Source organism: Variimorphobacter sp. HTMS_6 (genome assembly GCF_059717775.1).
Genome location: NZ_AP046094.1, coordinates 1,630,149 through 1,651,997 on the forward strand (window position 1 = coordinate 1,630,149; position 21,849 = coordinate 1,651,997).

A 21,849-nucleotide genomic window follows, 5' to 3' on the forward strand; every position below is an offset into this window, starting at 1 on the left:
TATAAAATGAAATAGGTGGCAGGATGAATCCATATTCTGTTTTGATTAATCGGGGAACGCACACCCTAACGCTGATGAAAAATGGCCAATTTGTAAAAAAATATCCGGTAGCTATCGGAAAACCTACTACTCCGACACCTACCGGTAATTATAAAATTGTTAATAAGCTTATGAATCCGGGAGGCCCATACGGCGTCCGTTGGATGGGTCTTAATATACCATATGGTGGATATGGGATCCATGGTACTAACGATCCGAGTTCCATTGGTAAAAGCGTATCACACGGATGTATCCGTATGAATAACAAAGATGTGGTTGAACTGTATCAATTGCTGCCTATCGGTACACCGGTTACAATTGCGTGATGCATGGGCATTATTAGTATTAACCAGGGTATTTATTGAACAGATCAAGTAATGTATTGTAGATGGTTTCTGCCGCGGTATCCTGTTTTGAAGCATTTGTTATCATAGCTAAATCACTGGAATTAGAGATAAAACCTAATTCGATTAGTACTGCGGGAACACTATTTCTTTTTGTCACATAAAGTGCATCTTGCTTTACTCCTCTGTTTGTGGAACCAAGTGTCTTGCAAATATTATTAACAAAGCTAGTGGCCATCATTTTACTTGTTAAACCGGATTTATTCGGTGAATTATTATTGGAGGAATAAAATACTTCGGTTCCCTTCGCACCCGGGGCGTTGATAGCGGAGTTCATATGTAAGCTAACAAATAGATCTGCACCTACTTTCGAGGCAAACGCTGCTCGATCTGCTAATGAGATGTCGTAGTCTGCAGTACGGGTATAATATACCTTTAATTTGGAAGGATCTTGATTAAAGTATTTTTTGCCAACCGTGTAAAGGATTTTGAAATTAATATCTTTCTCATAATACCCTTGATTCTTTGCTCCAACCGCAGCGCCGCCATGGCCGGGGTCTAGGACTACGATATTCTTATATATTTCGCTCGTATTTCCTACATTAATATATAAATTCTTGGTATCAGTAGCTAATTCATATCCTTGGATCTTCGTTGTTGAAAACTTAATCTCGGTATCACCATTGCTGTTTAGTGATATGGTTTTTCCTGATACTGTCTTGGAGCCTTCAGAGATTGAGTGACTCTTGTAAAAGTTTCTATAATCTCCTTCCAATCGAATAACAAAACAGTTTTTATAGTAAATGTCTTCATCGGAAATGCAGGCTATATTCAAATCAGATGATAGGGGAATTACGATTTCATATTTGCTTTTATCCTTAACAACCGGAATATGGGACTTCTGCAATATCAGCTTGAATACTTTGCCCTTTTGCTCGACACGGTAGGTATAGCCGGCTTTCATCGTAAGGAAAATCTGAGTTTTTCCATTAGATGTTGTAGATGAAACTTTGCTAATATACTTTGCATTCTTTATATCGGATGATAGATTTCCGATTCCACTTAAGCAATCTGGTAAATCGATAGTGATCTTTGTACCGGAAGCAGAAACAGATGCATGAATGTTATTGATTGATTCAATTACCATATATTCTGATTCGCTATTTGTACCGATATATCCGGATGCTAATGTGTTGGTATAAACAGTAACCTTTAACGACTTTTTATCAGAGGAAAGGGATAAATCATATTTATAATAATTCTGATGCAAGTTGAGTTCAAAAGTTGAGCTGGAGGTTGATGATTTATATGTAGTTTTAATGGAGCTGATTAGCTTTGAAGAGGTTGTTTTATAATTTTTTGTGTTATTCGAACAGCTGGTATTGGATGCCTGTAGAGTGATTTTCTTATCGGAACTGGAAGAAGAAATCTTACCAAACCCGGTGGAACTTACAAATACAAATGTCTCTTTATTCGGTTTCGTATTAGTGCTACTGAGGTTGATACTAGTTAGCTTTCCAACTTTTTTAATTGTGGAAGAAAGCGAATGAACATCCGAAGGTACGGCATAATTTTTAGTAGAAGCTTTCCATTCTTTTAAGATAATACCTGTATCCGTAACATCGCCATCATCTCCCAACTCTGGTTCCTGATTTGACCCATTGGGTGGTGTTTTTGTGACAATCACCGAGGTACGTGTTGAATTATTCCAGCTATATTTATATCCTAGGCTTGTTGTGGTAAATGTTCCAGGCACTAAAACATAGGATTTTCCGGTTTCTTTATTCGTCAAAAGGACGGGTGCAGTAGGTAGGGATTTCTTCACGTTGTTTACATGGGCTGTCTTACTGCCGATTGTCATCGTGATTACGATTTTGTTCTTTTTAATTGTAATTTTTTTCGTTTTTGAATCATAGCTATAATTTGCTTTGATGGAAGAATCAGCAAAAACTGCTTTTGCACGAAGTAACGCTGTATCATTCATGATGATATTCGGTTGAGTTGTTAAGTTGACGTTTTTCCCATCGATAGTTGTTTTTCCCTGTGTACCGCTGTACTCATATTTTTTTCCGTTGTTTATGGATATCATAATTGTTTTCTTCACAATAACTACAGTGCTTTTTGAACTATACCAGGTGTATTCAAGTCCCAGTTTGGTGGCAACAAATTTGGATGGAACTAAGATTTTAGTCTTGTTTGCAGAGACATATTTGACCTTCATCGGTGCAACTAACATGGATTCTGTTTTCCCGTTAACGGTAGCGGTCTTACTACCGACTTTCATTACAATTTTTTTGCCATACTTTGATATTGTAATAGTATTTTTCTTGGAATCGTAGGAACAGTCAGCAGCAATTCTAGCGCTTTTAAATATGTCATCATATGGCTGCATGGACACACCATTTACTAAGATACCCGGTGTGGAGGTACTACTAATCGTAGTGCCGTTACAGGTTATCTTTACCTTCTTATCGTTGTAGGTGGTTGTCTTATTCGTAGAATAATAATAGATTTTTAATCCTGAGGCTGCTTCAGCACGAGCAGAAGTGATACCGGTGATAATGAAAGCAGTAAATAACATAATACATAACTTTCTAAGAAGCTTTCTATTCGTATTCTCATTCGCTTTTAATATATTGCCCATACAATATTTTATCATTTCGTAAAAACTCCTTCCCTCCATCAAATATCTTATTAAATATTACAATAATGTTAATTCATGTTAAAAATGTGTCATATTAGAAAAAACAACAATAAATCTATAAAAATTTCATTATTTTCTATCTTGAAAATACTTTGGTTTTAGATATAACTAATGACGAATTACGTTTGATACGTAAGTACTACGTTTGTAGATTTTAAATTAAGAACACTAAAATTACATTCTAAAATAGTAGACCAAATATCTTGGGTAAACAAATAATAACCGAGCTAAATGTTACATATATAGAATTTATGTACTACGGCGATAGAACGATTATTTCGAAGATTTCACACATTACTTTTGGTTAAATTTAATTAAACTTCTATTCTACGATAGAGGATTAATAATTGTTTGTAAATCAAGAATGCTGCGCATACTATAACCAAAGGTTTTCACATTTGAAAAAATATGTTATAATGACAAATATTACAGAGCGACGAAAGGTAAGGTAACATTATCATGAAATTACAGCAGTTGCTGAGTTATACTAGAAAAGCGATTGACGAATATAATATGATTCAGGATGGTGATACGATTGCAATCGGTGTATCGGGAGGCAAAGATAGTTTGACTCTTCTATATGCATTATCCGGCTTAAGACGTTTTTATCCAAAGCAATTCGATATTGAGGCAATTACAGTTAGTATGGGATTTCAGGATATGGATTTTACTGCAGTAAAAACACTGTGTCAGGAACTCGAAATAAATTATACAGTTGTAGAAACTGATATTGCAGATATTGTATTCACTCGCAGGAAAGAAAGTAACCCGTGTTCGCTCTGTGCCAAGATGAGAAAAGGAGCTTTTAATACAAAAGCCAAGGAACTAGGATGTAATAAAGCAGCTTACGCACACCATTATGATGATGTAGTTGAGACAATGATGATGTCATTAATCTATGAGGGACGTTTCCACTGCTTCTCTCCTGTTACCTATCTTGAACGTGCTGATATTACATTGCTTCGTCCGATGATATATGTGGAGGAACGAGATATAATAGGCTTTCGTAATATCCACAACCTACCGGTAGTAAAAAATCCTTGTCCGGTGGACGGATATACAAAGCGTGAATATATCAAACAGCTCATAAAGACACTGGGATCAGAAAGTCCGGGACTGAAAGAACGGCTATTTCATGCAATCTCATGCAGTAAGATTGACGGTTGGAAATGTGAGGATGAGAATTCCGAAGTAGAACAATAAATAGTAAAATAAATAGTACAATTTATATAGCGTTGAATATAGTAGCAAATATTGCAAGAAATATAGTAATAAATATAACAATAATTATCTAGCAAATATAGCGGCAAATATTGTAATTAATATAAACATAACTAACATAATAATATTATGTAAACCAAAGTGCGAAATATATATGAACTTATAAACCTTAATAATGAAAACTATAAAAAAGGACAATATTGATAACTTTAAAAATACTATTCAAAACATGTTAATCCAAGAAACAAACCAGGAGGATTTTATGTCAGAGCGAAATTATCATGATCAAATTAATATAGACAATACAGAACGTCTTCGTAACCTACTAGAGGATTTACCTCGCTTTTGCAAGCATTTTTTCAGGGGAATTGAACCAACCACCTCCTCTCGTACCAGAATTGCTTATGCGTATGATTTAAATGTGTTCTTTGAGTTCTTGATGAAGTCAAATCCCACCTTAAATAATACTCGTATACAAGATATTAACATCGAAATCTTAGATCAAATCAAAGCCATCGATATAGAGGAATATCTGGATTACCTCAGCTACTATCGTTCAGAGAATAAGGAACGACTGAATACGGAGAATGGGAAGAAGCGCAAATTAGTATCTCTTCGCAGTTTTTATAATTACTATTTTAAAAAAGAAATGATTAATACAAATCCAGCTTCATTAATCAATGTACCTAAGCTTCATGAAAAAGCGATTGTAAGACTTGAAATTGATGAGGTAGCTAAGCTGTTAGATGAAGTGGAAACGGCTCAGAATATGACGAAGAAGCAACAATCCTTCCATGCTAAAACAAAATTACGTGATTTGGCAATGATGACTCTCCTGCTTGGAACAGGTATTCGTGTATCTGAATGTGTAGGGCTTGATATTAATGATGTGGATTTTGAAAACAATGGTGTAAAAATCAGACGAAAAGGTGGTTATGAGGTAATCGTATACTTCGGAGACGAAGTCAGAGAAGCCTTACTAGATTATCTTGACGAGCGTAATAAAATAATTCCCTGTGAAGGACATACGAATGCATTATTTCTATCCATGCAATTAAAAAGAATCAATGTCCGTTCTGTAGAAAACTTAGTTAAAAAGTACTCTTCTATTGTGACTAAGTTAAAGAATATTACCCCCCATAAGCTCCGCAGTACATATGGTACAAGCCTTTACCGTGAAACCGGTGATATCTACCTCGTCGCAGATGTATTAGGACATAAGGATGTTAACACCACAAAGAAGCACTATGCTGCGATTGAGGATCAACGAAGACGAAGTGCCGCTAAGGTTGTAAGGTTAAGGGAGAAGGAATAAACAGAATTATGTCTTTCCCCAGAAGGGGGAAAAGAAAAATAAATTTCGGAAGATTACATGCGATATTGTTTTATTTATCTTCCTCCACATACTTTGCAACTATGGCATTTCCTGTCTTATTCATATAATTCATTACTTTATTTACAGTATCATAATTCTTATCGGATTCATTTAGATCATGATATAAATCTGGTATTTGAAAAAAGCTTTCATATTCATCTTGGAAGTATATATCACAAGCAGATTTATTATCACATTCTGTGATTATAATAGCATCCATTCGTCCGTCGTTATTTATATCATGAAATGATATTTCCGTAACGGTCTGGTCCTTATTGTAACTATCATAAAAATCAGAAAATTGATATTGTATATTGTTTTTATCATCGGTTAAGAAGAATAATAATTTTCCTTGATAATCTTTACCGGATACAAATCTAAACTTGCCCCACTCTTTTAAATTCACATCAAAGCATTGATTTTCGATTTTTGTAAAATGATATAGTTCACTAATGTTCTTGTACCAATATGTACTTGATATAACACCTGATTTAATGGGTTTAAATCCTTTAAAATCTTCCCATATATTATTTGAAGAAATCATGGATTTTTTAAGATCACTATATTTCATCTCTATCATTGCAAATTCACCTTGAGAATGATCTACATCAACTATAACACCAAGTGAACTTTGTGTGAAATAAAAACTGTGATCATTTAAATAATCCACCGTTAATTCGTTTAGGCTTTGTTTAACTTCATCCATTAGAGTAGGATCATCAGGATCCATAGGCCCCGCATAGGTATAATTTTTCCGAATGCTATCCAATAGGGTCTGATCAACATGAAAAACATCCTTCAGTTTGATTTTCTTACCGGTTTTTATGTTGATATTTAAGCCGTAGTAACAGTAATTGGGATGTGGTGAATCAGGATATTCTTCGAATGCATTTTGTCCAACACTTAGTAAATTGTTACCCTTCCATTGAATTTCATATGAAAGTTCATCAGATTTGATATCCGGTTTCTTTAAAGATGACATAGAATCCTTGCGTATCAAATTATTAATCGTTTTCTGTTTGGAATAATCTTTTAAACCTTTTATTTGCGGATAACCAATTTTAAAATCCATTCCTTTGTTATAACCATCCACTATTATATCATAATCGCTAGGGATAACTTTTATTGAATTATTATTTTGCGGTGATGGAGTTATTTGCTTTGCAATGTTTGCTTTTGTAGGTTCAGGAGAAGGAGTGAGTTTCTGAATGACCATATTGGTCGGCCGGGTTGGAGTTATTGGATTATTGTTTATCGCTTCACTATCCTTTTTACAAGCACTAAGTATTAAAACGGCCATTATATATGGAATAACAAGAATTTTCTTTTTCATTTTTCTCTCCTGATTTATATTATTAATTTCTGGAATATTATAACATCTTAATATACATTATACAATATTCTGAAGTCCCAAAATCTACAAGAAATTAATAAAATCAAGAAAGAACGACTAATAGCATAAAGCTATCGTCGTTCTTTCTCTTGTGTTGAGTTATTAAAATGCCGAATAGTGCAGTAATTAGTATAATGATTTGATTATTTTAAAGCTTCCCATGTCCAGTCAACAACCTCAGGAATATCATCACCGTTTTCACGGATGAAGGAGTGATGTTTAGCAATAGTTGCGTCCATCTCAGCTACGAATGCGTCAGCTTCTTTTGCATATACAACTTCTGCTGCTTCCTTAGCCATGTGGAAACGATCCATCTCACTTAATACTCTCATGTCAAATGGAGTTGTGATGTCACCGTTCTCACGGTATCCATGGATGTATAAATTGTGGTTGTTACGATTAAAGAAGATATCTCTAATCATACCTTCGTAACCGTGGAATGCAAAGATTACTGGCTTATCTTTTGTGAAGAAGGAATCAAATTCCTCGTCTGTTAAGCCTCTTTCATCTACTTTCGGGCTACGTAACTTAAGAAGGTCTACTACGTTGATGAAACGAATCTTTAAGTTAGGGAACTGCTTATTTAAAATGGATACTGCAGCAAGTGCTTCTAAGTTTGGCTCTGTACCAGCAGCAGCGATTACTAAATCAGGCTCACCGGATTTTGCTGTGGATGCCCAGTCAATTACTTTAAGACCCTTGTTAACAAGCTCTTCTGCCTCTGCAATGCTATAGAACTGAGGACGAGGATGTTTACTGGATACAATAACGTTGATCATCTCTTCGCTTGCGAATACTTTTTCAGCAACTGCCATAAGTGAGTTCGCATCTGCAGGAAGGTATTCTCTGATGAATTCAGGTTTTTTCTCAGCTAAGTGAGTTAAGAGACCTGGATCCTGGTGAGTATAACCGTTATGATCCTGCTGGAATACAGTTGAAGTTGCAATAACATTTAATGAAGGATAGTTCTTTCTCCATTTCTGCTCTTTTGCTTTTCTTAACCATTTGAAATGCTGAGTTAACATAGAGTCAACTACTCTTAAAAATGCTTCGTAGCTTGCGAAGAATCCGTGACGGCCTGTTAATACATAACCTTCTAAGAAACCTTCTGCCTGATGCTCAGAAAGCTGGGAGTCGATTACACGACCGGAAGCTGACTGCCATTCATCAAAACGCTCTTTGATTGGGCTTAACCACTGTCTCTTAGTCGCTTCGAATACAGCATTTAAACGGTTGGACTTAGATTCATCTGGTCCAAAGATTCTAAAGTTTTTCGGATTTTCTATAACGAGATCACGAGCATAGTTACCGAATACAGCCATATCCTGTGCAATAACAGCACCTGGAACAGATGTATCTACTGCATATTCATACCAGCTAGGTAAGTTTAATTTTTCAGGATCAATTCCGCCGTTTGTGATCGGATTTGTTGCCATACGTTGGTCACCCTTAGGTGCCATCTCTTTTAATTCAGGAATGATTTTACCATCTTCTGTGAATAATTCCTGAGGTCTGTAAGACATTAACCATTTCTCTAAATCAGGAATAAATTCTGGATGATGTGCGTCTACAGGAATCGGAACCTGGTGAGCTCTAAAGGAAGCCTCGATAGGCTCGCCATCCCACTCTGCAGGACCAGTCCAGCCCTTAGGGGTACGAACGATTAATACTGGCCAGATTGGCATAACTGCTTCTTCTGCGGAGTGCTTTCTAGCTTCTTCCTGGATCGTTTTAATCTTTTCGATTGCTTTATCTAATTGCTCAGCCATTACAGGATGTACTTTATCAGGATCAGTTCCTTCTACAAATATTGGTTCCCAACCCATACCTTCGAAATATTTTGTTAATTCTTCGTTGGTTTTTCTGGATAAGATGGTAGGGTTAGAAATCTTAAATCCATTTAAGTAAAGGATTGGTAAAACAGCACCATCAGTAACAGGGTTGATAAATACATTTGAGAACCAGCCTGCTGCTAAAGGACCTGTTTCCGCTTCGCCGTCACCTACTACAGTTGCAGCGATAACATCAGGATTATCTAAGATAGCGCCTGTTGCATGAGCTAAAGAATAACCTAACTCTCCGCCTTCGTGAATGGAACCTGGTGTTTCAGGAGCTGCATGAGATGCAATACCACCTGGAAAGGAGAATTGTTTATATAATTTTTTAAGACCTTCAATATCTTCTGTAATCTCAGGATAGATTTCAGAGTAGCTACCATCAAGGTAGGAATTAGAAACCATAACCTGACCGCCGTGACCAGGTCCTTCGATATAAAACATATTTAAATCATACTTGTTAATTGCACGATTTAAGTGAGCATATATGAAGTTCTGTCCTGATATGGTACCCCAGTGTCCGATTGGATGCACTTTTAAATCAGTAACTTCTAACGGTCTTTGTAATAACGGATTATCTTTTAAATATAACTGTCCTACGGAAATAAAGTTCGCTGCTCTCCAGAACGCGTCAACTTTTTGTAAGTAGTCTGATGAATCATACATTTCAGATTTGTTCAATAATGAAATCATATTATACCTCCATAATAATGTTAGTTAGTTGTGCTAACAAACTCTTCATAATGTATTTTACATTATTGTGAAAATTCTAACAAGCACAATATTTCGCCGATTTTTCAAAACTTTTGTATAATTTGAATAAAATAAAAAGCAAAAATTCCCTAATAGGATTTTTGCTTTTAAAAAAAACTCTAATTTTATTAACTTTTATCAAATATCTTCTGTTTTCTCCTCAATTTTTGAACAAAATTTTAGGTGTTTTACTTGAAGAAAATTTTTGATATCATTGGCACATGCGCCATGAAGGATTGCTTTTGATCCAAAACTGGAATCCTTTATCATAATATTCCTACTAAAGAAGCTTTGCATAAAGTCTTGGATTTGATTTATCATCGCAGGGATTCTATAAATGATTGGACTGTTAATATATACCACATCAGGTGAATACGAAACTACAATATTATTAATAGCGATAGATAAGTATTTTGACATCTGTGTGCTAAGTGTGGTTGCTATTTTATCGCCTTCATTGTACGCCTGTTGTAACATGTCCGGTGTTGCATTCGCAATACCCGTAAGCTCTTCATATTGCTCTAATATACTTGACTCTGAACAATATAATTCCAAACATCCATGGTTGCCGCATCTGCAAGGCTTCCCATCCGGAAATAAAATAGTATGTCCTATCTCACCGGCCATTCCATTCATTCCGGTATAAAGCTCTCCGTTATTTATGATACCTACACCGATACCGGTATGAATACTTAAGCACACTAGGTTTTTATGTGTTGATGAAAAGGTGTTTTCAGCTAATGCCGTTAAATTAGCTTCATTTTCAATATATATTGGATATTTAAAACGTGCACTGATCTCCTGCTTTAAGTCGATTTTATCCAAATCATATTGTGAGGAAAATATGATTCTATTATGGAGTGTAATACCATGCACTGCAATGGTTATTCCGGTGATTCCATAGACAGAATCTGCTTTTATAGATTCTGCTTCATGTATTACATTTTCAATATGTGACACTGCATTTTGACTATTTATCTCTAGCTCTCTATGAATATTTAGATAAATTCGTGTTCCGTTCATATAAAATAATGAAACCGCGATATATGTAGCTCCAAGGTCGATGCCAATACATAATCCGGCTTTATCATTCATTTGAAGCATAGTTGGCTTTCTGCCGCCTGCACTAGTACTGTTGCCAACCCCTACTTCCTCGATCAATTCGTTATCCAATAACTCTTTGATGATCTCAGAAACAGTTGCTTTATTGATATTGGTAAGCTTAGAAAGTTCTACTCGTGATATAGGTTGGTTACTTATAATCTGCTCAATTATCACAGAACGGTTCTGCTTACGTATCGAATGTTTGTCAATTACCATCTTTGTTCTTAACCCCTCTTTTTCATTCATGTGACGATATTATTCATTCTACAGCACTTTTTAAGTTACATCAACTGAAATTATCTAGATTATACCATATGACAAAAAAGGGCTGCTGCAAAATAATAATTCTATTAATGAACAATGTTATTTGCCTCACTCATAAGTTGAAAGACAGTGATTATGGCAATATAACATTGTTCATACTAGTTATTTATTCTGCTACAGCCTCTCTAGCCTTGGGGATTTGGACTTACAAAATTATGATTAGGATTGATTTCCCCAACCTCTACTCTTTCTGGTGTAAGAATCAAATTGACCTCTGTATCAATAATTTTATTTTCTCCGGAATTATTATAAACACGTAATAATCCACTTGTTGAATTCGTATTTGGTAGCGACAGATAGATAACCTTATCCTCTTGGATCTTATAATCAATTACATTATCTGCAATCTTTTGGATTCTACCGTTTTGATAAAGCATTAACGTATAGATGCTTTTCTCTTTGTTGCTTTTCAATTGCTTGACATTTTTCGCATATAGGAAGCTGTTCGTCTTCTCAAGACGATCCGAGAACCAGGTACATACATCACTATCTACTTTCTTGTCATCGATAAATAGATCACCGGTTAAGCCCTTGTTTTTTGGGTTTTTTAAATATGCAAAATCATCATCTTTAAATGCATTGATGAAACCAATAACATCTTTGGCTTCTAGTTTACTATCAGAAACTTCATCCTTGTCTAATGTTGCATGATAAAGATTACTATTATTTTTTTTCTTATTAAGAATCGTATAAAACAATTCCTTGCCTTTTGTATCAAATGCATACATTTTAAGGTTCTTTTGCTTAATCTTCTTCAAAGCTTCAGATGGATTGCTAACTTGCATTGATTTTCCATCCGAACAGAAGTATACGGACCAATTTTCCTCCAATGACTTCGGAGACGTTTGATAATACATGTCCCCATTCTCAAATACATAAAGGATTAGTGGCTTCTCCTTGGATATCGATATTTTTTCCTGACAGTTTTTAATCTGGAACATCTCATCACCATCCAAATAATAGATCGTATTCAAATCCTTTGACACATATTTGATATCACACTTTTCTGCTAACTTTTTCGCGGCTTTTTTGCTGCTTTTCTCATATAAGGATCCATCGGTTTTGAGATAAATAACCCGATTACATTCTTGATCCGTATAGAACTTGGATACTTCTTGGTCTATCTTTTGTGTTTTACGTGCGTTAGCTATGTATAGATTGTGTTTGGAGATATAATAGAACTTATTGCCCTTTGTATTTGGTGTAAATAAATCAACATCTGAAGCAACTTTATTCTTTTCTTCTGATAAATCATTCAATCTATATTTGAAATAATCTGATTTTTCACCTACTAATGAATAAAATAACCATTTTCCATTAGCGCTTAAGCTTATAGGTTTCGGTGCGCTATTGCGATCTTTATAATAACCTTTTACGATTTCCTTCGGTTTGATTTCATTCAAAGTGGTATAATATAGCGAATCTCCCTTTATGTAAAATACATTTTGTGGTGGATGTACACTGGTGGTCGTGGATTTTTTAACGATAAATCCTACCAATAAAACAGTTGTTATTAATGCAATCGTGGTTATAATTCCATATAAAATTCTAGGTATTATTTTACTGTGGCGTTTTTGATTACTTTCCACCTTTGTTCCACAGAAATAACAAACCTTTGCGTTATCTTTTAATTCAGCACTACAATTATTACAATTCATGATTACCCCCTTTACACGGCACAATTCTATTATAAAAATAGCGAATAATTATGCATGGTAGTATTATCCATTATTAACCACATAAAGTCAATAAAAAATAAAATTTAACAATATTTCTATTAAATACCATCTAGCAAAGAGCCCTGGAAATTGAAAAGATTTGTGCAGATTATCCAACCTTCTATGCTGATTTTACGTTGCTAATATTTGTATTTTTTATATAATATAAACATCTATTATAGAAAACTCGTTGTGATTAAAGTAAAGGAGAAAATTTATGAGTTATAAAAAAATATCATACTTATTATTCGTAATACTAATTGCTACAATCTTTGTTGGATGTTCAAAGCAGGAACCTGAAAGTAAGAATTCCTCGGAGGATGTTACAACATCTCCTACCCCAACTCCGAACAAAGAAACAAAAGCCACACTGACACCAATTCCACAAGAGAGTATCGTAGATCAAGTTAACAAACTTCCGAAGTTTGCGGTTACTTCGGATCAACTCAGGGAGGACGGAAAATGGAGTTCGATTATCAGTTACACTAAGGTTGGAGAAAATAAGTCTCCCCAATTATCCTGGAGCGCATATGATGGTGCATCCTATTATGCTATCTATATGCTTGATCCGAATGCTCAAAATTGGTTACATTGGAGGGTGACGGATTTAACAAAAACAAACCTTAAACTTGGAGAAAACCTTAAAAACAGTGAATACGTTGGACCCTACCCTCCGAGTGGCACTCATACTTATATAATAACGGTGTATGCACTAAAAGAAAAACCTGATTCCTATGGTGGAGCCATGGATTCCACGAATCTAAAAGTAGATCGTATCTTAGAAAGAATGGATACATCAGGTGGAAACCCAGGTAATATCATAGCGAAAGGTGAAATATCAGGAACCTATACTTATGGTGAAAAAGTGAAATAATTAACATCAAAGGTTTAATATATATCCTAAGAATCAAAAAGTGATTGATATTCGTTCGGCGTTTTCCCATATTGTTTCTTAAACGATCGCGAAAAATATCCGACATCGGAATACCCTACTCTCATGGAAACTTCCATTATGGGTATTCCGGTATCCCTTAAAATTCCTGCAGCCAATTGCATACGCATCATAACAAAATATTTCATTACACTTATATTCATCTCTTTTTGAAATTCACTATTGATTTTATTTCGATTGCATGCAAATTCTTTTTCAAGCATCTCTAATGTCATTTTCTTACCAATATTCTGGTTAAGGTAGTGAATTATGGAATAGACTAATGTATTCGTATGTTTCTTGAACGGAACTTCTTCGTTACTAGGCTTTATCGCATCTCTTAATCCCTCAAGATAAAATAGTAGCTCAATAAAGTATGATCTGCTTCGGCAGGGCCAAAATCCGTCCTTTTGAAGTGTTAATTCGGTGTCCATCTTATCTAGAAAACTATGTAAAGCCTTTGAAGATGCAGGATCAATCATGGTGAGAATACGTTTTGAGTCAGATATGTCATAGAATGTGCTAAGTAATGTTGCATCCTGATATAATGTTGTACCACCATAGGAATCATATAATTTTTGATGAATGAATTTATAATCCAGCAAATCATTGAGTGCAATGGGACGGAAAAATAAAACTGTTATATCGAATCCACTATTCTTATCGATTCTAATTCTATCTGTATGATTTAAGCAAATAATTGAGGGGGAAGAAACCTGTAGCATACGGTTATTACACTCAATCAATCCATTTCCATTTGAGACCAAGATTAATTTGCAAGTTTGCGCATCATTCAAATATATATATGTTTCTTCTTTAAGAATCCTCAGATATACAATTCGATTCCACTCAGTATCATAACTTTTTGTATACAAATCTTGTATGTGATTCATAGGTGAAAACTCCTTCTACTCTCCGTTTATTCCATTACAGAAAAGGACAAAATCATGCATTGGTATGCATATTAATTTTGTCCTTTTGTTTATGTGTTCTGATATTTTGTTTAACTTTCGAATCGGATAAGGTCTCGCCAGATTTCAATCTCTTGTTTTGCTACTTCAACAGATTCGGAGCCATGTACTGAATTGGCTTGTACATCATCTCCGTACATATAACGAATGGTTCCGGGTCTGGCCTTTGATGGATTGGTTGCTCCGTTAATTTCTCTTACAATCTCAACAACATTTTCTCCTTCAAGAATTAGTACCTCTACTTCAGAGGATGACATGAAAGCTACCAAGCTCTCAAAGAACTCTTTCCCAATATGTGCAGAGTAATGCTTTTCTAACACTTCTCTGGTCGGTAATACCCTATGTGCGTGAATGATTTCCAGGCGATTATCTTCGTAGATTGATATGATTTTTCCCACTAACTTTTTCTTTACTGCTTCCGGTTTGATAATTACAAGAGTTCTTTCCATATCGATTACACACCTTTCGTACCTTTATTTATAATACTTCTTAATTATTACCATGATTACCAGCGTTTACTATTTTATTATAGAACATTATACTAATTTATTAAAGTGTTAAATTAACAAAAAGAACATAAGCAACGATAGCCTATGTCCTTTCAATAAAATGTGTGGTCATACGATGACTTTATTAAACATAATATACCTTTGCGTTACCAAAGCTTACATTTCCGTGAATGGTAACAACAGGAGAGCCTTCATTTACGTTTTTATTAATGATATCGGTATCGCCACATACTACGTGAACATCATTAATAATGTTCCAGGAACTTGGAATATATAATTTTGCTTCACCAAAGGATACGTCCAGATAGATGTCAGCTTTACCAGAGGGAACCTGTGCGTGATCAAAATACACCTTAGTTGTTCCGAATGAACTCTTTATATCAGCCTTTTGAAAATTTTCAGAGTTTACATATTTAATACATTCGCCGAAACTGGTACTACACTTAACCGTGTCATTATCTGGTTGATTGATTACATTTTTACCAAATGAGCTATCGTGATGGGTATGCCATCTGTGGCCGCCGAACATGTGTGATTTTCGAAAGATTAGCGAAAATCCTACACTAAGGCAGAATGCGGTGAATAATGCAGGCCACGGAGTGAATTGTTCAATATGAAGATCTTTGCTAAATAGGATTGCTATGAATGCAATCGGAAAAAAGATACCCCAAAAATCAATGTAAATCAAACTCTTTAATGTAATACCACCCAGTATTACAGCCGCCACAATTGAAAATGCATTCACATTAGATAGTGCATCTTGGAAAAAACCGAACTGGTTTAGCAAAATCAAAACGGCTGCGATAATAAACAACAAGCCCCAATAGGTTTCTCTTCTTCTCATATACTTTTCCTCTTTTCTTCTAATCTACATTTTAATGATTTATAATATAATCTGGAGACATAAACTTGTTTATGTGTTCCTAAAAACTGTACCTCGCTGGAAGCGGTAAGATTTCTGGAAATCGAATATATTTGATTTACGTTTAATATCGTTGATTTTGAGACTCTCATAAAATATCCGGGCAACTTTTCTTCTAATTCGTATAAGCGATATGTAGTCTCAAAAACATTGCTCACTGTATGTGCACTGATACAGCTATCAGCTGTCTCAAAAAACAGAATATTTTCTAGCGGCATATAATATTCTACATTTCCCTTATATAACATAAGATGCTGGGAGCCCTTTGTAATATCCATCAGGGCATCATAAACCTTCTGAGTCTTATCATCTAATATGTTACTACGAATTATTATCTCATCTTCTTTCAAATTTTCATCGATCTCTACTCTGACTTTCATTTGCTCATCTCCATAATCCTATTATAATTATTATAATGAATATGTAAATAGATATAAACCAAGAGGTAAATTAGTTAATGCAAGAGGTAAGAAATAATTCCTATTGTGTTATCTTTGAGTATCTTATAACTGTATATTCAGCTTTCTTATTGGAAAATGATGATTAAAGCATATTTTATCTCTTTCCATGATTATACATTAATTAAATTGCTTTTCCAAGAATTCTAATTTATAATAAAACTTGGAATAAAAACTCGAAATAAAAAACTTGGGGGTAATAACATGAAAAAGTATTTATCATTTTTTATGGCGGTTTGTTTAATCGCTTCAATCCTAGTATCTCCCTTCTCACCTTATCAGGGGAATACTAAGGTTGCGCAAGCGGCAACGATTTCAATTAAGGCCAGCTTAACAACACTTGAAATCGGATCATCAACAAAGCTTACCGTCAGCGGTACCAAAAAGAAAGTTACCTGGTCTTCTAGCAATAAATCCTATGTTACCGTGGATTCGAAAGGTAAAGTAACTGCTAAAAAGAAGGGTTCTGCAAAAATCTATGCATCGGTCAGCGGTAAAAAATTAAGTAAAACAATAACCGTTGTTGAGCAGACGAAACTGTCAAGCACCACGCTCCTTCTAAATGTAGGAAAAAAGGATTTTATTAAAGTTCTTGGCAAAACAACAGTAGAAACAAAAACAGCGAAATGGACAACCAGCAATGCAAAGGTTGCTACAGTGGACAACACCGGTATTATCACTGCAAATGGCATCGGAACAGCTAATATAACCGCTGCAATTCATGGAAAGAAGTATACCTGTAAGGTAACTGTAAAGGAAAAGATTGCAATCTCTGACTCTTCGATCAAGTTAATATCCGGTCAGACAAAGGCGTTAAACTTCAAAGGTATTACATACAGAGCGGTATGGTTTTCCAGTAATAAGGATGTCGCATATGTATCCTATGATGGTAAAGTAACTGCAGTAGGTAATGGAACTGCAACGATTACCGGTCGTGTGGATGGTACTGATTACAAATGTAATGTAACCGTAACAAAACCGTCAGATATCACACAAAATGCAATCTTAGCAAAAGTCGGTGACAAACCAACAAAACTCACCCTTCCTGTAACAACAACCGATCCAATTACTTGGAAATCATTTAATAATAATATTGTTACCGTTAATGCCGGAACAATAACAGTGAAATCCAAAGGGAATGTTAAAATTACAGCAACTGTAGGTACGAAACAATATTCTTATTTAATTGTTTGTGTGGATGAATTGAATCCTTATTTAAAAAATGCTCCGTTTAAAGCAAAGGAAATCACTTTTGGTAATGTACATATGGTAATGCCGGCTTATTGGAGTATGGACACTACACAGGATGAGAATTTGGGTATGCATGTATCTATGCTCTATCCTGATAATAATACGAGCGGTGTATTATATATTAATTCAAACTCTCAACCCACCGATTTTTACAAATCAAAGATTTCTATGATGAAAGACATGTCAGAAAAAATGATCATTGCATCTTATAAAGAACAATTCGGTGTACATGGTGTGGATTATACTTTTAAAAGCAGTAGCCAGGGGAATTACCTTACCAACATTGGAAACACATTAAAAACACAGCTTTCCTATCGATTGTTCGGTGAGGATTATTATGAAGTACTCTTTTCTGCTGCATTTGATAAATATAATATAATTTTTGATCTAGAAACAGTAGGTTCTTCCACTACATTACAAACACAAATGAATTATGTTATGAATTCAATCTATGTGCAAAATTAATTCATTTAAATAGCCATGTAAAAATAATAATTTGTTCTAATAAATTTTTTGGAGGTAATCATGAAAAAACATATTTCATTTTTCTTATCAGTATTATTGATTGCATCCTTGTTGGTATCACCTATTATGCCTCTACAAGGAAATATAAAAGTGGCGCAGGCCGCTACAATCGCCGTTAAAGCAAAATTAACAACACTTGAAGTGGGATCTACTACTACCCTTACCGTATCAGGTACCAAAAAGAAAGTATCCTGGACTTCCAGCAATAAAAGCTATGTGAGCGTTGATTCTAAGGGTAAAGTAAAAGCAAATAAAATTGGTTCTGCGACTATTACCGCTAAAGTCAACAATAAAAAATATACAAAAAAGATAACTGTAGTAGAACCGACTGCATTAAATACTAATACAGTTACCTTAAATGTTGGTAAAAAAGATTTTATTAAGGTTAGGGGTAAAAATACTGCTCAAACAAAAGTTGCCAAATGGGCTACCAGCAATAAAAAGGTTGCTATCGTAGATAGCACGGGTGTCATATATGCTGCAGGGGTTGGTACTGCTACAATATCAGCCTCCATTCATGGTAAAACTTATTATTGTAAGGTTACTGTAAAGGAAAAAATAGCAATATCAAACACAACTCTTGCACTTCAATCCGGCCAGACCAAACCTTTATCTTTTAAGGGAATCGCTTATCGTGCTGTTTGGAGTTCCAGTAATTCGAATGTTGCATACGTATCCTTTGACGGAAAAGTTACCGGTGTTGGTGAAGGAACAGCCGTAATCACCGGTAGAGTGGATGGTTACGATTACCATTGTACCGTAAAGGTTACAAAGCCTGCCGGTATCACCAAAAGTTGTGCACTTGTATTTGTTGGTGATAAAAAAACAAAATTACCATCTCCTATTACAACAAAGGATCCAATTACTTGGCAGTCGAGTAATACAAAGGTGGTAACTATAACTGATGGAACAATCAATGCACTCGCAGCAGGTAATGTTACGGTTAAAGCAACGGTTGGGACAACTTCTTATACTTATTATGTTGTAGTTATTGATAAATCAAACCCATATCTAAAAAAGGCACCTTTTGCAGCAAAAGAAATTACCTTCGATAAGGTTCATCTTGTTGTACCTGCTTCTTGGGATATTGACAGCTTTGCTGATGATGAAACCTTTTTATACTATATGGGTACAATATCACCATATAAAGGAAGTGATAGCAGTATAGAATTAGACATTGAGAAAACAACAAGAAAAGAGCCGGGATATTATAGAACAAAGAATTTACTAATGAGAGACATATCCGAGCCATTATTAGTCGCTGATTTAATTGACAATCAGAAGGAATATGGAGTGGATTATAAATTCTTAGGTTCTAAGCAATATACTTATACATCCTCTTTCGGTAATATACTAAGATCTGAGGTGGATTATACGTTATACGGTGATACTTATAAAGATGTAAATTATTCATTTGCGATTGATAATTACAATATTAGCTTTGATACCGAAGACATCGGAGATACCCCTAATTTCCAGAAGATTTTAGATTATATTGTTAACTCAGTTTATATTCAATAATTGTAAATTCATTAACTTACAATACAAAGACTTATAATAAAATTGATATACGGTTTAATAGAAAAAGAACCAGCTCATCCGCGAATTTGCACCTTTTTATGAGAAACAGTTTTTAGTATGTAAACTGTTTCTCATAAAGGGAATATAACATCATGGATGAGCTCTTTTTCTGTGTCCATATTAGTAACATATGAATACAATTGTATACCAAATCGATACAAATCATTGATTTTGGTAAAATAATACTTTATAATCAAATATAGTATGGGTGTCCTAGCAGTCGCTAGACAATCCATCCACTATTATATAAAAATCAGAAAATCATATGGGGGTAATAACATGAAGAAGTACATATCATACTTTTTGGCAGTTTGCTTAATCGCAACTTTACTAATCTTCCCTTCCCAGGCAAATTCAAAGGTTGCTGAGGCTGCTACAATCTCGTTAAAAGCAAAGCTTACAACACTTGAGGTGGGATCAACAACGACTCTTTCTGTATCAGGTACCAAAAAGAAAGCATCCTGGTCAAGCAGTAATAAAAGCTATGTTAAAGTTGATTCAAAAGGTAAGGTAACCGCAGTTAAAATAGGATCTGCTACTATTACAGCTTCAGTAAGAGGTAAAAAGTTAAAACGCAAAATTACCGTTGTGGAAAAAACTGCACTGAGTAGCTCATCAATCACACTGAACGTCGCTAAAAGGGACTTTATTCGAGTGAACGGGAAGGATACCGGCACTGTAAAAACAGCAAAGTGGACCTCAAGTGCTCCAAAAGTAGCTTCCGTTGACAAATATGGTATCATAACCGGTATCAAAAAAGGAAAGGCAACAATTACTGCAAGCATTCATGGTAAAAAATACAAATGTAAAGTAACAGTAAATGAAAAAATTGCAATATCTAAAAAAACTCTTACTCTTACACAGGGTCAAACACAAGCGTTATCCTTTAAAGGAGTTAAATATCGTGCGTTATGGTCATCGAATAATAAGAATATAGCTTATGTATCCTATGACGGTAAAGTAACTGCTGTTGGCAAAGGTACCGCATATATCACCGGTAGGATAGATGGAGTTAATTACACATGTAAGGTTACAGTTAACAATTCGCCAAGCATTAATCAAACTTCTCATCTGGTTTATGTCGGAGATAAAACTACAACACTTACTCTTCCAGTAAAAACGACAGCTCCGGTTACATGGACCTCAAATAACCCTACTGCTATTGCTGTTACAAACGGAACATTGAATGTAGTTAAAGCCAGCAAAGCAACAATTACCGCTACCGTAGGTACTACAAAGTATACATATTTTATTGTAGCTGTTAGCTCTTCTAATCCGTTCACAAAGGTTGGCAATGTCGCTGCGGCCGATCAAAGCTTTGGAAAATTACATTTTTCAACTCCAACAAGCTGGGATTATTCAGGGAGCGATTTTGAAGGTTCCTATTTAGGAATGGGGTCTCCATCCGAGAATGGTATGTCATATGTTATGCTTACTATCGAAGATACTGGAAAAAAAGCTCCGGATTATTATACAGTAAAGAAAAAGTTTGAAAAAGAATTTTCACTAGCTGCTATGAAGAAAGAAATGCAAGAATTATACCAAGATTCGGAATTAGATTTAAACGTAACAGTTGGTGATTTTAAACAAGTTATACTTCCTGCTAATATTGGTAACGTATTTCGAACGGACTTTACAGCGAATATGGGAGGATTGAGTATGAAAATGACTGTATACTCATTTGCCTATGATCAATATGAAGTATCTATATTAGTGTTCGATTTAGGTGGTACTCCTATCACTCAAAAATCAGTACTATCCATTGCAGATACTTTTTATGTTCAGAACTAATCTTGAAGTATTAAGGAATATAAGAATTTAGTTGGTTATATCTCTATAAATCCGGAACGTTTATTAGATTGATGCTCTGTCTATTACCAGATCTGAGTAC

16 protein-coding genes are annotated in these 21,849 nt (G+C 34.8%); 7 read left to right on the forward strand and 9 right to left on the reverse strand.

From position 1 onward, the window contains the following. Positions 1 to 23: 23 nt before the first annotated feature. Positions 24 to 365 (forward strand): L,D-transpeptidase, encoded by a 342-nt coding sequence (locus AC6IWN_RS07365; protein WP_497991728.1) that lies wholly within the window; start codon positions 24 to 26, stop codon positions 363 to 365. Positions 366 to 384: 19 nt separating this feature from the next. Here the strand turns inward: AC6IWN_RS07365 and AC6IWN_RS07370 are convergent, their stop codons facing one another. Beyond that, positions 385 to 3,042 carry an N-acetylmuramoyl-L-alanine amidase gene (locus tag AC6IWN_RS07370; RefSeq protein ID WP_497991729.1) on the reverse strand — a complete coding sequence of 886 codons (2,658 nt, stop codon included), beginning with the start codon at positions 3,040 to 3,042 and terminating at the stop codon, positions 385 to 387. Positions 3,043 to 3,546: 504 nt separating this feature from the next. Here AC6IWN_RS07370 and AC6IWN_RS07375 point away from each other — a divergent pair. Beyond that, the gene (locus AC6IWN_RS07375; protein WP_497991730.1) at positions 3,547 to 4,290 is read left to right on the forward strand and encodes a tRNA 2-thiocytidine biosynthesis TtcA family protein; all 744 of its coding nucleotides are present in this window, start codon (positions 3,547 to 3,549) and stop codon (positions 4,288 to 4,290) included. Positions 4,291 to 4,570: 280 nt separating this feature from the next. Beyond that, entirely contained in the window at positions 4,571 to 5,623 is a 1,053-nt protein-coding gene (locus tag AC6IWN_RS07380) for a tyrosine-type recombinase/integrase (protein WP_497991731.1), read from the forward strand. Between the two features lie 70 nt (positions 5,624 to 5,693). Here AC6IWN_RS07380 and AC6IWN_RS07385 read toward each other — a convergent pair whose 3' ends face one another. The 4 genes from AC6IWN_RS07385 to AC6IWN_RS07400 form a co-directional block, all read right to left on the reverse strand. Beyond that, positions 5,694 to 7,016, reverse strand: a complete 1,323-nt coding sequence (locus AC6IWN_RS07385; RefSeq protein WP_497991732.1) for a polysaccharide deacetylase family protein — start codon at positions 7,014 to 7,016, stop codon at positions 5,694 to 5,696. Positions 7,017 to 7,219: 203 nt separating this feature from the next. Then, the gene (locus AC6IWN_RS07390) at positions 7,220 to 9,604 is read right to left on the reverse strand and encodes a phosphoketolase family protein (protein WP_497991733.1); all 2,385 of its coding nucleotides are present in this window, start codon (positions 9,602 to 9,604) and stop codon (positions 7,220 to 7,222) included. A gap of 198 nt (positions 9,605 to 9,802) precedes the next feature. Next, positions 9,803 to 11,014: an ROK family protein gene (locus AC6IWN_RS07395; protein WP_497991734.1), complete on the reverse strand. Its 1,212-nt coding sequence runs from the start codon at positions 11,012 to 11,014 to the stop codon at positions 9,803 to 9,805. Positions 11,015 to 11,217: 203 nt separating this feature from the next. Continuing rightward, positions 11,218 to 12,750: a hypothetical protein gene (locus AC6IWN_RS07400; RefSeq protein ID WP_497991735.1), complete on the reverse strand. Its 1,533-nt coding sequence runs from the start codon at positions 12,748 to 12,750 to the stop codon at positions 11,218 to 11,220. A 277-nt stretch (positions 12,751 to 13,027) separates the two neighbouring features. Between AC6IWN_RS07400 and AC6IWN_RS07405 the strand changes: the two genes are divergently transcribed. Continuing rightward, the gene (locus tag AC6IWN_RS07405) at positions 13,028 to 13,684 is read left to right on the forward strand and encodes a YbhB/YbcL family Raf kinase inhibitor-like protein (protein ID WP_497991736.1); all 657 of its coding nucleotides are present in this window, start codon (positions 13,028 to 13,030) and stop codon (positions 13,682 to 13,684) included. A gap of 26 nt (positions 13,685 to 13,710) precedes the next feature. On the opposite strand, the gene AC6IWN_RS07410 is transcribed toward AC6IWN_RS07405, so the two are convergent. The 4 genes from AC6IWN_RS07410 to AC6IWN_RS07425 all read right to left on the reverse strand — a co-directional run bounded on the left by AC6IWN_RS07410 (position 13,711) and on the right by AC6IWN_RS07425 (position 16,523). Then, positions 13,711 to 14,634: an AraC family transcriptional regulator gene (locus tag AC6IWN_RS07410; RefSeq protein WP_497991737.1), complete on the reverse strand. Its 924-nt coding sequence runs from the start codon at positions 14,632 to 14,634 to the stop codon at positions 13,711 to 13,713. A gap of 110 nt (positions 14,635 to 14,744) precedes the next feature. Then, entirely contained in the window at positions 14,745 to 15,161 is a 417-nt protein-coding gene (gene ndk, locus AC6IWN_RS07415; RefSeq protein ID WP_497991738.1) for a nucleoside-diphosphate kinase, read from the reverse strand. A gap of 184 nt (positions 15,162 to 15,345) precedes the next feature. Further along, on the reverse strand, positions 15,346 to 16,065 hold the full coding sequence (locus AC6IWN_RS07420) for a LiaF transmembrane domain-containing protein (protein ID WP_497991739.1): 720 nt from the start codon (positions 16,063 to 16,065) through the stop codon (positions 15,346 to 15,348). After that, entirely contained in the window at positions 16,062 to 16,523 is a 462-nt protein-coding gene (locus AC6IWN_RS07425) for a LytTR family DNA-binding domain-containing protein (RefSeq protein ID WP_497991740.1), read from the reverse strand. Before AC6IWN_RS07425 ends, AC6IWN_RS07420 begins: the two co-directional genes overlap by 4 nt. A 282-nt stretch (positions 16,524 to 16,805) precedes the next feature. Between AC6IWN_RS07425 and AC6IWN_RS07430 the strand changes: the two genes are divergently transcribed. The 3 genes from AC6IWN_RS07430 to AC6IWN_RS07440 all read left to right on the forward strand — a co-directional run bounded on the left by AC6IWN_RS07430 (position 16,806) and on the right by AC6IWN_RS07440 (position 21,749). Beyond that, positions 16,806 to 18,317 carry an Ig-like domain-containing protein gene (locus tag AC6IWN_RS07430; RefSeq protein ID WP_497991741.1) on the forward strand — a complete coding sequence of 504 codons (1,512 nt, stop codon included), beginning with the start codon at positions 16,806 to 16,808 and terminating at the stop codon, positions 18,315 to 18,317. A gap of 60 nt (positions 18,318 to 18,377) precedes the next feature. Next, positions 18,378 to 19,898: an Ig-like domain-containing protein gene (locus tag AC6IWN_RS07435; protein WP_497991742.1), complete on the forward strand. Its 1,521-nt coding sequence runs from the start codon at positions 18,378 to 18,380 to the stop codon at positions 19,896 to 19,898. Positions 19,899 to 20,237: 339 nt separating this feature from the next. After that, entirely contained in the window at positions 20,238 to 21,749 is a 1,512-nt protein-coding gene (locus tag AC6IWN_RS07440) for an Ig-like domain-containing protein (protein WP_497991743.1), read from the forward strand. Positions 21,750 to 21,849: the final 100 nt, after the last annotated feature.

Coding starts and splice junctions, on each gene's coding strand:
- AC6IWN_RS07365 (WP_497991728.1), top strand. CDS start 24: ATGAATCCATATTCTGTTTTGATTAATCGGGGAACGCACACCCTAACG.
- AC6IWN_RS07370 (WP_497991729.1), bottom strand. CDS start 3,042: ATGATAAAATATTGTATGGGCAATATATTAAAAGCGAATGAGAATACG.
- AC6IWN_RS07375 (WP_497991730.1), top strand. CDS start 3,547: ATGAAATTACAGCAGTTGCTGAGTTATACTAGAAAAGCGATTGACGAA.
- AC6IWN_RS07380 (WP_497991731.1), top strand. CDS start 4,571: ATGTCAGAGCGAAATTATCATGATCAAATTAATATAGACAATACAGAA.
- AC6IWN_RS07385 (WP_497991732.1), bottom strand. CDS start 7,016: ATGAAAAAGAAAATTCTTGTTATTCCATATATAATGGCCGTTTTAATA.
- AC6IWN_RS07390 (WP_497991733.1), bottom strand. CDS start 9,604: ATGATTTCATTATTGAACAAATCTGAAATGTATGATTCATCAGACTAC.
- AC6IWN_RS07395 (WP_497991734.1), bottom strand. CDS start 11,014: ATGAATGAAAAAGAGGGGTTAAGAACAAAGATGGTAATTGACAAACAT.
- AC6IWN_RS07400 (WP_497991735.1), bottom strand. CDS start 12,750: ATGAATTGTAATAATTGTAGTGCTGAATTAAAAGATAACGCAAAGGTT.
- AC6IWN_RS07405 (WP_497991736.1), top strand. CDS start 13,028: ATGAGTTATAAAAAAATATCATACTTATTATTCGTAATACTAATTGCT.
- AC6IWN_RS07410 (WP_497991737.1), bottom strand. CDS start 14,634: ATGAATCACATACAAGATTTGTATACAAAAAGTTATGATACTGAGTGG.
- ndk (WP_497991738.1), bottom strand. CDS start 15,161: ATGGAAAGAACTCTTGTAATTATCAAACCGGAAGCAGTAAAGAAAAAG.
- AC6IWN_RS07420 (WP_497991739.1), bottom strand. CDS start 16,065: ATGAGAAGAAGAGAAACCTATTGGGGCTTGTTGTTTATTATCGCAGCC.
- AC6IWN_RS07425 (WP_497991740.1), bottom strand. CDS start 16,523: ATGAAAGTCAGAGTAGAGATCGATGAAAATTTGAAAGAAGATGAGATA.
- AC6IWN_RS07430 (WP_497991741.1), top strand. CDS start 16,806: ATGAAAAAGTATTTATCATTTTTTATGGCGGTTTGTTTAATCGCTTCA.
- AC6IWN_RS07435 (WP_497991742.1), top strand. CDS start 18,378: ATGAAAAAACATATTTCATTTTTCTTATCAGTATTATTGATTGCATCC.
- AC6IWN_RS07440 (WP_497991743.1), top strand. CDS start 20,238: ATGAAGAAGTACATATCATACTTTTTGGCAGTTTGCTTAATCGCAACT.